Genomic DNA, 12,874 nt, shown 5'->3' on the forward strand with positions numbered 1-12,874 from the left:
AATCTGGTGGGAATGCTACCGGAAAAGACTCTTGCAGGCACTCGCTATCAAGTTTTGCGGGATGCATCCGATAGCCTTTCGTATGCCTTATCGATGTATGACGCTTTGAAGTGTTGTAGAAACCAGTGGAGCCTCCCGTGCGCCAGCATTATCTAGCCTTGCTCAGTGTGTTCGCCAGCCTGCCTGCGATGGCCCTCACGTTCCAGACACGTCTGGAGAACATTGAGTGGAAGGTAGAGGGGGACAAGTTCGAGTGCCGCCTGACCCAGCCGATCACCGACTTCGGTTCGGGTGAGTTCGTGCGCCGGGCCGGCGAGCAGGCGACGTTTCGTCTGAAAGCCTATAACGGATCGCTGGGTGCAGGGTCGGCCACCTTGTTGGCCGCCGCTGCCCCCTGGCAGCCCGGTCGGGGTGACATCAATCTCGGTGCCGTACGTGCCGGCAGCGGTGATGTGCTCTTCAATAGCTCTCAGGCCCAGGCCGGGCGTCTTTTCAACGGGTTGCTCGATGGACGCTCGCCCACTGTGCGGCACTATGGACGCGAGGGTGGCTATTCAGAGATTCGCCTGCTGCCGGTGAAATTCAACAAGGCCTACAGCGACTATCAGCTGTGCACGGCCAAATTGCTGCCGATGAATTACGATCAGGTCAAGCAGACCGAAGTGGGCTTCCCCGGTGGCGGCATCGAGTTGGACGCTGCGGCGAAGCAGAAGCTGGCGGTGATTCTCGAATTCATGAAGGCGGACCCGACCGTCAACCATATCGAGTTGAACGGTCACTCGGACAACAGCGGCAATCGCCTGAGCAACCGTGATGTTTCCCGCCGTCGCGCGCTGGCGGTGATGGACTACTTCAAGGCCAACGGTATCCCGGAGTCCCAGATCACCCTGCGGTTCCATGGCGAAAGTTACCCCTTGGCGCCCAACACTACTGCCGCCAACCGGGCCCGTAACCGCCGTGTGAATATTCAGCTCGAACGTGTGGCTGCCCCCGAGAAGCCGGCCCCCCAGGTCACTGGCCCGAGCAACCCTGCGCACACTTCGTAACGTGCGACCATCGGTCGCTCGCTCGACATAATCTGTCGCTTTATCTTCATTTGCTGTCGCGCCCCTGTAAATCCACGGTTTTGATCGGTAGAATCGACGCCTTTCCGTAAAACCCCGTGGAGTGATGGCATGGCCGACGTAAACAAGGTCGTTCTCGCGTATTCCGGCGGCCTGGACACTTCGGTGATCCTCAAGTGGCTGCAGGATACTTATAACTGTGAAGTGGTGACCTTCACCGCTGACCTGGGTCAGGGCGAAGAGGTCGAACCTGCACGTGCCAAGGCGCAAGCCATGGGCGTGAAAGAGATCTACATTGACGACCTGCGCGAAGAGTTCGTCCGCGATTTCGTCTTCCCGATGTTTCGCGCCAACACCGTCTACGAAGGCGAGTACCTGCTGGGTACTTCCATCGCACGTCCGCTGATCGCCAAGCGCCTGATCGAAATCGCCAACGAAACCGGCGCTGATGCCATTTCCCATGGCGCTACCGGCAAGGGCAACGACCAGGTGCGTTTCGAACTGGGTGCCTACGCGCTCAAGCCCGGCGTGAAAGTGATTGCCCCTTGGCGTGAATGGGACCTGCTGTCCCGTGAAAAGCTGATGGATTACGCTGAAAAGCACGCGATCCCGATCGAGCGTCATGGCAAGAAGAAGTCCCCGTACTCGATGGACGCCAACCTGCTGCACATCTCCTATGAAGGCGGCGTGCTGGAAGACACCTGGACCGAGCACGAAGAAGACATGTGGAAATGGACCGTCTCCCCGGAGAACGCTCCAGACAAGCCGCAGTACCTGGAACTGACCTACCGCAACGGCGACATCGTCGCGCTGGACGGCGTGGAAATGACCCCGGCCACTGTATTGGCGACCCTGAACCGTATCGGTGGCGAACACGGCATCGGCCGCCTCGACATCGTCGAGAACCGCTATGTGGGCATGAAGTCCCGTGGCTGCTACGAAACCCCCGGTGGCACCATCATGCTGCGTGCCCACCGCGCCATCGAATCCATCACCCTAGACCGTGAAGTGGCTCACCTCAAAGACGAGCTGATGCCCAAGTACGCCAGCCTGATCTATACCGGCTACTGGTGGAGCCCTGAGCGTCTGATGCTGCAACAGATGATCGACGCTTCCCAGGCCCACGTGAACGGCGTTGTGCGTCTGAAGTTGTACAAGGGCAATGTGATCGTTACCGGCCGCAAATCCGATGACTCGCTGTTCGACGCCAACATCGCCACCTTCGAAGAAGATGGCGGCGCCTATAACCAGGCCGACGCAGCGGGCTTTATCAAGTTGAATGCATTGCGCATGCGCATTGCTGCCAACAAAGGCCGTTCGTTGTTCTGAGTGTTTAGCCTGTTGTAAAAAATGGCCCCTTGTTCAAGGGGCCATTTTTTTTGCCTGGAGATTTTGATTAAGTCCACGTTGTTTAAACTTGTTTAATCAGTGCTCCAACTTATCGGGTCGCTGGTTTTTTTGTCGGGTGAATGATTTTTTATCATTTATGTAGGAACCAGTCTTACAGATAATTCACTCATATAGATGCGAGGAGTACGTGAGAAGTCAAAAATTCTGTAGGAAATAAGGATGTAAGTAAATATGTTAAATGGAACTGAAACTACCGATTTTTCTCTGCCAGCTCCGGCACCTGCAGTCGCCAGGCAAGGGGCATTTCCTGATAGTTGCGTACGGCACGTTTACCTTATCCCCTGGGGACTCTGGAAATTTCACTCAAAATATGTGATGCCCCGGAAAGTTCTGAAAGGCTCCATAAAACTGGAAACATCCGAATCGGTGTTTTTTTGTAGGGGATTTCCTTTATCGTTGTGGGGTGGGTCTCTGCTTGCTGTTGCTCGGGGGGGAACGCTATGCCAACTAGGAAACGACTAGGCTATTGTGTTTGCTCTAAATAATTCGAACAGCGAAATTGGACTTTCTCATGAATAAAGTGCTGATCGTGGATGATCATCCCGTCATTCGTCTTGCTGTGCGTATGCTAATGGAACGTCATGGTTATGAGGTCGTTGCCGAGACCAATAACGGTGTCGATGCGTTGCAACTTGCGCGGGAGCATATGCCGGACATTGTCATACTGGATATTGGGATTCCCAAACTCGATGGCCTGGAAGTTATTTGCCGGCTTTCGTCTACCAAACAGGCTGTACCGTTCAAGGTCCTGGTGCTCACCTCCCAGGCCCCAGGTCACTTTTCCATGCGTTGTATGCAGGCGGGCGCTGCTGGCTATGTGTGCAAGCAACAGGACCTGACCGAGTTGCTGAGTGCGATCAAGGCGGTTTTGTCGGGCTACAGCTATTTTCCAAACCAGGCACTCAACTCGGTACGCTCCACCATGGGCAATGCCAGTGAGGCTGATATGGTCGAGCGTCTGTCGGGCCGGGAGATGATGGTGTTGCAGCAATTGGCTCGGGGCAGAACAAACAAGGAGATTGCCGACGGTATGTTTCTCAGCAACAAGACCGTCAGCACCTACAAGACTCGTCTGCTGCTCAAGCTCAATGCCCGCTCTCTCGTGGACCTGATCGAGTTGGCTCAGCGTAACGGCTTGGTATAGGTGAGGGCACAGCACTGCACACAGGCCGCGTAACCGGCAGAAAAAAGCCTCCGTCAGGGAGGCTTCCGGCCGTCGACCGCTTGATTAGAGGTCGAAGTCGTAGTCGGCCAGTTGTTTTTGCAAGCGTCGTTCTTCCAGAAGGTTGTCGATAGTACGGCGTTTGCTCAGATTGGTCTTGGCGACCTCTGCCACAGGTGCCTCTGCGCCATCGTCCTCCGACTCAACGAGGTCGTCTTCTACGTCCAACTGTTCTTTGTCAGTGCTCATAACGTTAACTCCGGAGTAAGACTGCCGTTGGCGCTCCTTATAACGATAATCCATGAATGGGTAAAAAAGATTTTTTCAATCGGCTGATCGAGAAAACCAATGGACCCTCAATCGTCGGATGTCTTGTCCTTATATTCGCAAAGGTCTTCGATGCGACAGCTGCCGCAGCGCGGCTTGCGGGCCTGGCAAACATAGCGCCCGTGCAGGATCAGCCAGTGGTGAGAGTCGAGCAGGTATGGCTTGGGCACGAACTTCATCAGCTGCTTTTCCACGTCGACCACGTTCTTGCCACGGGCTATGCCGGTTCGGTTACTGACCCGAAAAATGTGGGTGTCCACGGCCATGGTCAATTGCCGGAATGCGGTGTTGAGCACCACGTTGGCGGTTTTGCGGCCCACCCCCGGCAGGGCCTCCAGCGCTTCGCGGGTTTGTGGCACTTCGCTGTCATGCCGTTCTATCAGCAAGCGGCAGGTCTCGATGACATTCTTGGCCTTACTGTTGTACAGGCCGATGGTCTTGATGTACTCCGATAACCCATCCACACCCAAGGCATAAATCGCCTCTGGCGTGTTTGCCACGGGGTAAAGCTTGGCCGTGGCCTTGTTGACGCCGACGTCCGTGGATTGGGCCGACAGGATCACTGCAATCAATAATTCGAACGGCGAGGAGTAGGCCAGTTCGGTCTTGGGCTCCGGATTGTCTTCGTGAAGCCTGCGGAAAATTTCCAGGCGTTTTGCGGCGTTCATGGGGTTCAGGCTTCCTTTCGGGCGGTCAGCGTAGTTTCGAATAATGGGGCCAGGCCTGGGAGCCTGCGAGCGGGATCAACCCGACGGATATCAATGTGGTGTCGGCGATGGACCGTAACAACCCCCAGGATTATTCAGTCATGCACCATGGGCGTCTACTTGGCGCTGCGCGTCATCGAGCTTGTGTTGCGCGTCGGCCAATTGTTGCGGATCAGCCTGTTGATCCAGGGCTTTCTTCAACTCGGCTCGGCGCATCGCCAGTTGGATTTTGGCGCGCTTGAGGTCGGGGTTGTTGACGGCAGGCAGCGGTGTCGCGGGTGTGTGATGCTGGTCCAAGGCTGCCAATACCTGCTCCGCTGCCTCGAACTGCTGTTGCAGGGCGATCAGCTGGGATTGCTGGTCAAAGGTCGGCGGGTGCCCAAAAGCCTTCAAGGATTTGTGCAATTGGGCGCGGCTCATGGCCACATTGATCTTGGCTTTTTTTACCGCCGCATCCTGGGTGGCCCGCACTGCGTCAAGTGGCAAGGGGGGCACTGGCGCTGAGCGCTGGGCCCGCGCCAAACGTTGGGCAATCCTGTGTTCTTCTTCCCGTCGCAGGCGCGCATTGCGTTGTTCAAAGCGTTGCCGGGCACGGTCGCGCTTGAAGCCTCGTTCACGGCGCTCGTTTTCGTTCGCTGCCAGGCCGCCAACGATCGGCAGCCCTGTGGCCAGTGGGCGCATCTCAATGCAGTCGACAGGGCAGGGCGCGACACACAGGTCGCAACCGGTGCACTCATCGATGATAACGGTGTGCATCAACTTGGCGGCGCCGACAATCGCGTCCACCGGGCAGGCCTGGATGCATTTCGTGCAGCCGATGCATTCGGCCTCGCGGATGTAGGCGACCTGGGCCGGCGCTTCCCCGCGGCTGGTGTCCAGTTCCAGAACCGGCACACGCAGCAATAGCGCAAGGCCAGCGATGGTCTCCTGTCCTCCGGGCGGACACTTGTTGATCGCCTCGCCGCGCGCGATACCTTCGGCGTAAGGCTTGCAGCCCGGGTGCCCGCACTTGCCGCATTGTGTCTGCGGCAGCAGCGCGTCGATACGTTGAATCAGATTCATGGAGTGATCATTGGCGTGCCGGTTGAACAAACAGGGTCTGATTATCCGGCAAGCGAGAAAGGGGGACTAGCTGAAAAGCCCCGTCGCAGAAACGACAGGGCTGTTTTGCAGGGCTTACTTGATACGTTGACCCGGCTTGGCGCCACTGTCCGGGCTCAGCAGGTAGATCTCTTCGCCGCCAGGGCCTGCCGCCATCACCATGCCTTCGGAGATGCCGAACTTCATTTTCCGCGGCTTGAGGTTGGCAATCATCATGGTCAGGCGACCATCGAGCTTGGACGGGTCCGGATAAGCGCTCTTGATCCCGGAGAACACGTTGCGTTGTTCGTCACCAATATCCAGTGTGAGGCGCAGCAGCTTGTCCGCACCTTCCACTGCTTCGGCCTTGATGATCAGCGCCACACGCAGGTCCACGGCAGCAAAGGCGTCAAAGTCGATTTCCGGAGAAATCGGGTCTTTGGCCAGCTCGCCGTTACCGGTCGGTTTCGATTCGCCGGTATCGGTCTGGCTGGCGGCCAGGTCTTCTTTCGATGCGTCGGTCATGGCCTGGACCTTGACTGGGTCGATACGGGTCATCAAAGGCTTGAATTCGTTCAACTGATGGTTGCTGAGCCAGGTGGCGTGGTCGTTCCAGGTCAGCGGCGCGACATTGAGGAACGCCTCGGCGTCGGCGGCCAGCAACGGCAGCACCGGCTTGAGGAAGATCACCAACTGGCGGAACAGGTTGACGCCGGTGGCGCAGATCGCCTGGACCTCAGCCTGCTTGCCTTCCTGCTTGTTCAGCGACCAGGGGGCCTTGTCGGCAATCCAGGCGTTGGCGCGGTCAGCCAGGCCCATGATCTCGCGCATGGCGCGGGCGAAGTCGCGGGCTTCATAGGCGTCCGCGATGCTTGGCGCGGCAGCCAGGAACGCGTCGGTCAGTTCCGGCGCGGCATTCTCGGCCACCAGCAGGCCCGCGTTGCCCTTGTGAATAAACCCGGCGCAACGGCTGGCGATGTTGACCACCTTGCCGACCAGGTCCGAATTGACCTTTTGTACGAAGTCTTCCAGGTTCAGGTCGAGGTCGTCCACACCACGGCCCAGCTTGGAGGCGTAGTAGTAGCGCAGATATTCCGGCGACAGGTGATCCAGATAAGTGCGTGCCTTGATAAAGGTGCCACGGGACTTGGACATCTTCTGGCCGTTGACCGTCAGGTAGCCATGTACGGCGATGCCGGTGGGCTTGCGGTAGCCCGAACCTTCGAGCATGGCTGGCCAGAACAGGGCGTGGAAATTGACGATGTCCTTGCCGATGAAGTGGTACAGCTCGGCGGTGGAGTCCTTGCTCCAGAACGCGTCGAAGTCCAGCTCCGGCGTGCGGTCGCAGAGGTTCTTGAAGCTGGCCATGTAGCCGATCGGCGCGTCCAGCCACACATAGAAGTATTTGCCGGGCTCGCCAGGGATCTCGAAGCCGAAGTACGGCGCATCGCGGGAGATGTCCCACTGCTGCAGGCCTGCGTCCAGCCATTCGGCGATCTTGTTCGCCACGGCGTCCTGCAGGGTGCCGCTGCGGGTCCAGGTTTGCAGCATCTGCTGGAAATCCGGGAGCTTGAAGAAGAAGTGCTGGGAATCCTTGAGCACCGGTGTGGCGCCGGAGATCGCCGACTTAGGATCCTTCAGGTCGGTGGGGGCATAGGTGGCACCGCACTTCTCGCAGTTGTCGCCGTACTGGTCTTCAGTGCCGCATTTCGGGCAGGTGCCCTTGATGAAGCGGTCGGCCAGGAACATTTTCTTTTCCGGGTCGAAATACTGCGTGATCGAGCGCGTGGCAATGTGCCCGGCGTCTTTCAACCGCAGGTAGATCTGGCTCGACAGCTCACGGTTTTCTTCGGAATGGGTCGAATGGAAATTGTCGAAATCCACCAGGAACTCGGCAAAGTCGGCGCTGTGTTCAGCCTGCACATTGGCGATCAGTTGTTCCGGGGTGATCCCTTCCTTTTCGGCGCGCAGCATGATGGCCGAACCGTGGGCGTCGTCTGCGCAGACATAGATGCATTGATTGCCGCGATGCTTCTGGAAGCGCACCCACATATCGGTCTGGATGTACTCAAGCATATGGCCAAGATGGATGGAACCATTGGCATAGGGCAGGGCGCTGGTGACGAGGATCTTGCGTGGCTCGGACATGGGGCTCGGCTACTTGATGAAACGGAGGTCGGCCACTATAAAGCGCCGGGAAATTTATTTCACCCCGTGGCGCTGTTTCAGAATCTTCTGCATCTGCGAAAGCGTGCCGTAACGCCGCTGGAACGGTTAGGATAGCCGCCTGTTTCAGTCAGTCTTTTTTCGGGAGTAGCCCATGAGCGCCGTCAATCGCGCAGCGGTGGAAGCCGTTCTTCGCCAGTACACCGACCCCTATTTGAACCAGGACCCGGTCAGCGCCGGTTGTGTACGCGCCATCGAAATCCAGGGCGATCAGGTCTCGGTTCAACTGGAACTGGGTTATGCCGCCGGCCTGTTCAAGAGCGGTTGGGCGCAGATGCTGCAAATCGCCATCGAGGGCCTCGACGGTGTGCGTTCGGCCAAAGTCGACATCCAGTGCGTGATTGCCGCGCACAAGGCCCAGGCGCAGATCCCGGGCCTGGCCAATGTCAAGAACGTGGTGGCAGTCGCTTCCGGCAAGGGCGGCGTGGGCAAATCCACCACTGCGGCCAACCTGGCCCTGGCCCTGGCCCGTGAAGGCGCGCGCGTGGGGATTCTCGACGCCGACATCTACGGCCCAAGCCAAGGCGTGATGTTCGGCATCGCCGAAGGCACGCGACCTAAGGTCAAGGACCAGAAGTGGTTCGTGCCGATCGAATCCATGGGCGTGGAAGTCATGTCCATGGCGTTCCTGACCGATGACAACACGCCTATGGTGTGGCGTGGACCGATGGTCTCCGGCGCCCTGCTGCAATTGGTTACCCAGACCGCCTGGGGCGACCTGGATTACCTGGTGATCGACATGCCGCCAGGCACCGGCGATATCCAGCTGACCCTGGCGCAGAAAGTCCCGGTGGCCGGCTCGGTGATCGTGACCACGCCCCAGGATCTGGCGCTGCTGGACGCCAGAAAAGGCGTGGAGATGTTCCGCAAAGTCAACATCCCGGTGCTGGGTGTCGTGGAGAACATGGCGGTGCATATCTGCTCCAACTGCGGTCACGCCGAGCACCTGTTCGGCGAGGGCGGTGGCGAGAAGCTGGCGACCCAGTACGGCGTTGAACTGCTGGCCTCGTTGCCATTGGCGATGGGCATTCGTGAACAGGCCGACGGCGGCAAGCCCACTGTAGCGGCAGAGCCCGATGGTCAGATCGCCCTGATCTACCAGGAGCTGGCTCGTCATGTGGGCGCGCGGATCGTCCTGCAGGAAGCGGCCGCCCCGGCAATGCCGACGATTACGGTCAGCGACGACTGAACTCGCTGAAGGACAAGAAGCCTCGACGTTGTCGGGGCTTTTTCTTGCCTGGGGATCGGTCAACGGGGTTCCCTTGCGCTTTTACGCAATTGCTCGTGTAAGCATTCACTTACTTTCTCGTAAGTGTTTGGTTTTTTTGCTGGGGGGGTGCGTCTCGAATCCTTGAGAGATTTTTCTATCTGTTTGAAATATAACAATTATTTATATTTGTCTGTACGCTGAAGCCTGTCGGTGCCCGGGTTGGATCCCGTTGAACTTCCCTGGGAACTCTCTAACATCAGCCCTGTGTCCACGGATTGACACAGCCATCAAGGAACGATGGTTGAAGGAACGTCGCAGGATGCGATTCATCAGGATGATGAAAAGGAACACAGGGACTAGGGAAAAAATGTGGGCGGGTCATACCGCCCCTTTTTTTTGCCTGTAGAAAAGTGAACGCCTGCCCCTGAATGCAAAAAAGGCCCGCAAGGGGCCTTTTTGGGAGGGCAGCAGCGCGTTAGCGCTCAAGGTCTTTGATTTTGCCTTTCTTGCCATCCCACTCTTCCGCGTCTGGAAGCGGTTCTTTCTTCTCAGTGATATTCGGCCAGATTTCCGCCAGCTCGACGTTCAACTGAATAAATTCCTGCATATCCGCCGGGACTTCGTCCTCGGAGAAAATAGCGACGGCCGGGCATTCAGGCTCACACAGGGCGCAGTCAATGCACTCGTCCGGGTGGATAACCAGGAAATTCGGCCCTTCGTAGAAGCAGTCCACCGGACACACTTCTACGCAGTCGGTGTACTTGCACTTGATGCAGTTGTCGGTGACGACGAAGGTCATTTCTAATTCTCTCCTCAGGCGGCGGCAGCGAAACCCTTTGTGGTAGGGCTCGCGAGGTTTGGGAGCGATAGTCTGCAGGCCAGGCTAAAAGCCAGCAGCATCCCAAACCGCGCGAGAGTCTATCAGCTTGTAAGCGTCAGCGTTATATCCGAGTCTTCAGTGCATATAACATTTCTAGCGCTTTTCGCGGCGTCAAGTCGTCCAGGTCAAGCTTTGCCAACTCATCCAGCACCGGGTGGGGCAGGCTGGCGAACATATCGCTCTGGTGCGGCGCAGCGGGTTTGCGGCTCGTCTTGGCTGGGCTGGCAACTACGGTTTCATGGGGCAGGGCCGTGGTTTCCAGGCGGCTGAGGTGCTCGCGGGCACGGGTGATCACGTCGTTCGGCACGCCGGCCAATTGCGCCACGGCCAGGCCGTAACTCTGGCTGGCGGGCCCGGGCAGCACGTGATGCAGGAACACGATGCGTTCGTTGTGCTCGGTGGCATTGAGATGCACGTTGGCCACCAACGGCTCGCTTTCCGGCAGCACGGTCAGTTCGAAGTAGTGGGTGGCGAACAACGTATAGGCACGCAGGTGCGCCAGCCGTTCGGCCGCAGCCCAAGCCAGGGACAGGCCGTCGAAGGTGCTGGTGCCGCGTCCCACTTCGTCCATCAGCACCAGGCTGCGCTCGGTGGCGTTGTGCAGGATATTCGCGGTCTCGCTCATTTCCACCATAAAGGTCGAGCGGCCACCGGCCAGGTCATCGCTGGAGCCGATCCGGGTGAAGATGCGGTCCACCAGGGACAGCTCGCAACTGGCTGCCGGTACAAAACTGCCGATATGCGCCAGCAGTACGATCAACGCGGTTTGACGCATGTAGGTGGATTTACCGCCCATGTTCGGACCGGTGATCACCAACATGCGGGTATCGTCATCCAGCGACAGGTCGTTGGCGACGAACGGCGTGGTCAGCACCTGCTCCACCACCGGGTGACGCCCCTGCACGATGCGCATGCACGGCTCGCTGACAAAGCGCGGGCAGTTCAGGTCGAGGTTCAGCGCCCGCTCGGCGAGGTTGCTCAGCACATCCAGTTCCGCCAGAGCAGCAGCGGTGTCCTGCAGCGGTGCGAGTTGGCTGATCAAGTCTTCGAGCAAGGCCTCGTAGAGCATCTTTTCCCGGGCCAGGGCACGGCTCTTGGCCGACAGCGCCTTGTCTTCGAACTCTTTCAGTTCGGGCGTGATGAAACGCTCGGCACCTTTGAGTGTCTGGCGGCGTTGATAGTCGATGGGCGCCGACTCGGCCTGCTTGCTCGGCAGCTCGATAAAATAGCCATGCACGCGGTTGTAGCCCACCTTCAGGTTGGCCAGGCCGGTGCGGGCTTTTTCGCGGGCTTCCAGGTCGATCAGGAACTGCCCGGCGTTTTCGCTCAGGGACTGCAGTTCGTCCAGTTCGCTGTCGTAGCCGGTCTTGAGTACGCCACCGTCACGGATGATCGCCGGCGGGTTGTCGATGATGGCCTTTTCCAACAGCGCTGCCAGTTCCGGGTAGGTACCAGCCGTTACAGCGAGCTGTTGCAGGTGAGGGGTATCCAGCTCGGTCATTGCCACTTGCAGTTGCGGCAGGGCGCTGAGGGCATCGCGCAGACGCGCCAGGTCGCGGGGCCGCGCATTGCGCAGGCCGATCCGCGCCAGGATGCGCTCGATATCGCCGATCTCCTTCAACTGCGGTTGCAGCTTTTCAAAGCGATAGCCGTCCAGCAGGCAGGTAATAGATGTCTGACGCGCTTGCAGTACCGTCAAATCCCGCAGTGGACGGTTCAGCCAGCGAGTCAGCAAGCGGCTGCCCATGGCCGTCTGGCAACGGTCGACCACCGATTGCAACGTATTATCGCGCCCGCCGGCCAGGTTAGTGTCCAGTTCCAGGTTGCGACGGCTCGCGCCATCGAGCACCACGGTGTCGTCCAGGCGCTCATGGCGCAGGCTGCGCAAATGCGGCAGGGCGGTGCGTTGGGTTTCCTTGGCGTAGCTGAGCAGGCAGCCGGCAGCGCCGATGGCCAGGGTCAGGGTTTCGCAGCCGAAGCCCTTCAGGTCTTGTACCGAGAACTGCTGGCACAGGCTTTTCAGCGCCGAATCACGCTCGAAATCCCACGGCGCACGACGCTTGGTCCCACGACGTTTTTCCGCTGGCAGATCCTTCGGCCAATCATCCGGGATCAACAACTCCACCGGGTTGATGCGCTCCAGCTCTGCCAGCAGGTTCTCCCAACCCTTGATCTCCAGCACGCTGAAATTACCGCTGGTGATATCGAGTACCGAAAGCCCGAACAAGCGCTCATCGCCCAACACCGCGGCGATCAGGTTATCGCGACGCTCATCCAGCAGCGCCTCATCACTCACCGTCCCCGGCGTAATAATGCGCACCACCTGGCGTTCCACTGGGCCCTTGCTGGTGGCCGGATCGCCGATCTGCTCACAGATCACCACCGACTCGCCTAGCTTCACCAGCTTGACCAGGTAGCCTTCCAACGAATGGTAGGGAATCCCGCACATCGGAATCGACTGCCCCGCCGACTGCCCGCGCGCGGTCAGGGTGATGTCCAGCAACTTGGCCGCCTTCTTCGCGTCTTCATAGAAGATCTCGTAGAAGTCGCCCATGCGATAGAACATCAACTGATCAGGGTGCTGGTTTTTCAGGCGCCAGTACTGCTGCATCATCGGGGTGTGAGAGGACAGATCGGACGTGTTTTTACTCATTGGATAATAGGCAAATTCGTTGAAAGGAGTGGGGCAAAGGTGGGGCGCTCGGCCCTGCTGATTTTGCAATGGCCGCAAGGTTAACACGCGAGGTCGGCCCTTCGCAGGTCGCAAGCGGATAGGTAAAACGCAAAGGGGGTGGTGCATTAATTTAA

At 58.5% G+C, this 12,874-nt stretch carries 10 protein-coding genes; 4 read left to right on the forward strand and 6 right to left on the reverse strand.

Annotated features, from left to right (window positions below; all coding sequences use genetic code 11):
• Positions 1-137: 137 nt before the first annotated feature.
• The 3 genes from FBY10_RS02815 to FBY10_RS02825 all read left to right on the forward strand — a co-directional run bounded on the left by FBY10_RS02815 (position 138) and on the right by FBY10_RS02825 (position 3,618).
• The gene (locus FBY10_RS02815) at positions 138-1,046 is read left to right on the forward strand and encodes an OmpA family protein (RefSeq protein WP_145335128.1); all 909 of its coding nucleotides are present in this window, start codon (positions 138-140) and stop codon (positions 1,044-1,046) included.
• Positions 1,047-1,175: 129 nt separating this feature from the next.
• Positions 1,176-2,393 carry an argininosuccinate synthase gene (locus tag FBY10_RS02820; RefSeq protein ID WP_012722490.1) on the forward strand — a complete coding sequence of 406 codons (1,218 nt, stop codon included), beginning with the start codon at positions 1,176-1,178 and terminating at the stop codon, positions 2,391-2,393.
• A 592-nt stretch (positions 2,394-2,985) separates the two neighbouring features.
• The gene (locus FBY10_RS02825) at positions 2,986-3,618 is read left to right on the forward strand and encodes a response regulator transcription factor (RefSeq protein ID WP_027604587.1); all 633 of its coding nucleotides are present in this window, start codon (positions 2,986-2,988) and stop codon (positions 3,616-3,618) included.
• Between the two features lie 84 nt (positions 3,619-3,702).
• Here FBY10_RS02825 and FBY10_RS02830 read toward each other — a convergent pair whose 3' ends face one another.
• The 4 genes from FBY10_RS02830 to metG form a co-directional block, all read right to left on the reverse strand.
• The gene (locus FBY10_RS02830) at positions 3,703-3,885 is read right to left on the reverse strand and encodes a PA3496 family putative envelope integrity protein (protein ID WP_090408779.1); all 183 of its coding nucleotides are present in this window, start codon (positions 3,883-3,885) and stop codon (positions 3,703-3,705) included.
• Positions 3,886-3,992: 107 nt separating this feature from the next.
• A complete protein-coding gene (gene nth, locus FBY10_RS02835; RefSeq protein WP_145335126.1) occupies positions 3,993-4,631 on the reverse strand; it encodes an endonuclease III in 639 nt (212 codons plus the stop codon).
• Between the two features lie 138 nt (positions 4,632-4,769).
• A complete protein-coding gene (gene rsxB / locus FBY10_RS02840) occupies positions 4,770-5,732 on the reverse strand; it encodes an electron transport complex subunit RsxB (protein WP_145335124.1) in 963 nt (320 codons plus the stop codon).
• Positions 5,733-5,846: 114 nt separating this feature from the next.
• Positions 5,847-7,898 carry a methionine--tRNA ligase gene (gene metG, locus FBY10_RS02845; RefSeq protein WP_145335122.1) on the reverse strand — a complete coding sequence of 684 codons (2,052 nt, stop codon included), beginning with the start codon at positions 7,896-7,898 and terminating at the stop codon, positions 5,847-5,849.
• Between the two features lie 172 nt (positions 7,899-8,070).
• On the opposite strand from metG, the gene apbC reads away from it, so the two are divergent.
• The gene (gene apbC / locus FBY10_RS02850; RefSeq protein ID WP_131697368.1) at positions 8,071-9,165 is read left to right on the forward strand and encodes an iron-sulfur cluster carrier protein ApbC; all 1,095 of its coding nucleotides are present in this window, start codon (positions 8,071-8,073) and stop codon (positions 9,163-9,165) included.
• Positions 9,166-9,661: 496 nt separating this feature from the next.
• Here the strand turns inward: apbC and fdxA are convergent, their stop codons facing one another.
• Both fdxA and mutS read right to left on the reverse strand, forming a co-directional pair.
• Complete coding sequence (gene fdxA, locus FBY10_RS02855; protein ID WP_053137462.1) at positions 9,662-9,985, reverse strand: ferredoxin FdxA; 324 nt, start codon at positions 9,983-9,985, stop codon at positions 9,662-9,664.
• Positions 9,986-10,127: 142 nt separating this feature from the next.
• Entirely contained in the window at positions 10,128-12,719 is a 2,592-nt protein-coding gene (gene mutS / locus FBY10_RS02860; RefSeq protein ID WP_131697367.1) for a DNA mismatch repair protein MutS, read from the reverse strand.
• Positions 12,720-12,874: the final 155 nt, after the last annotated feature.

Origin of the sequence: Pseudomonas sp. SJZ103 (assembly GCF_007828335.1) — a bacterium.
GTDB lineage: Bacteria > Pseudomonadota > Gammaproteobacteria > Pseudomonadales > Pseudomonadaceae > Aquipseudomonas.

Excerpts from the sequence above, each read along its gene's own strand:
- apbC (WP_131697368.1), top strand. The coding sequence starts at position 8,071 with ATGAGCGCCGTCAATCGCGCAGCGGTGGAAGCCGTTCTTCGCCAGTAC.
- nth (WP_145335126.1), bottom strand. The coding sequence starts at position 4,631 with ATGAACGCCGCAAAACGCCTGGAAATTTTCCGCAGGCTTCACGAAGAC.
- FBY10_RS02825 (WP_027604587.1), top strand. The coding sequence starts at position 2,986 with ATGAATAAAGTGCTGATCGTGGATGATCATCCCGTCATTCGTCTTGCT.
- rsxB (WP_145335124.1), bottom strand. The coding sequence starts at position 5,732 with ATGAATCTGATTCAACGTATCGACGCGCTGCTGCCGCAGACACAATGC.
- fdxA (WP_053137462.1), bottom strand. The coding sequence starts at position 9,985 with ATGACCTTCGTCGTCACCGACAACTGCATCAAGTGCAAGTACACCGAC.
- FBY10_RS02820 (WP_012722490.1), top strand. The coding sequence starts at position 1,176 with ATGGCCGACGTAAACAAGGTCGTTCTCGCGTATTCCGGCGGCCTGGAC.
- metG (WP_145335122.1), bottom strand. The coding sequence starts at position 7,898 with ATGTCCGAGCCACGCAAGATCCTCGTCACCAGCGCCCTGCCCTATGCC.
- mutS (WP_131697367.1), bottom strand. The coding sequence starts at position 12,719 with ATGAGTAAAAACACGTCCGATCTGTCCTCTCACACCCCGATGATGCAG.
- FBY10_RS02830 (WP_090408779.1), bottom strand. The coding sequence starts at position 3,885 with ATGAGCACTGACAAAGAACAGTTGGACGTAGAAGACGACCTCGTTGAG.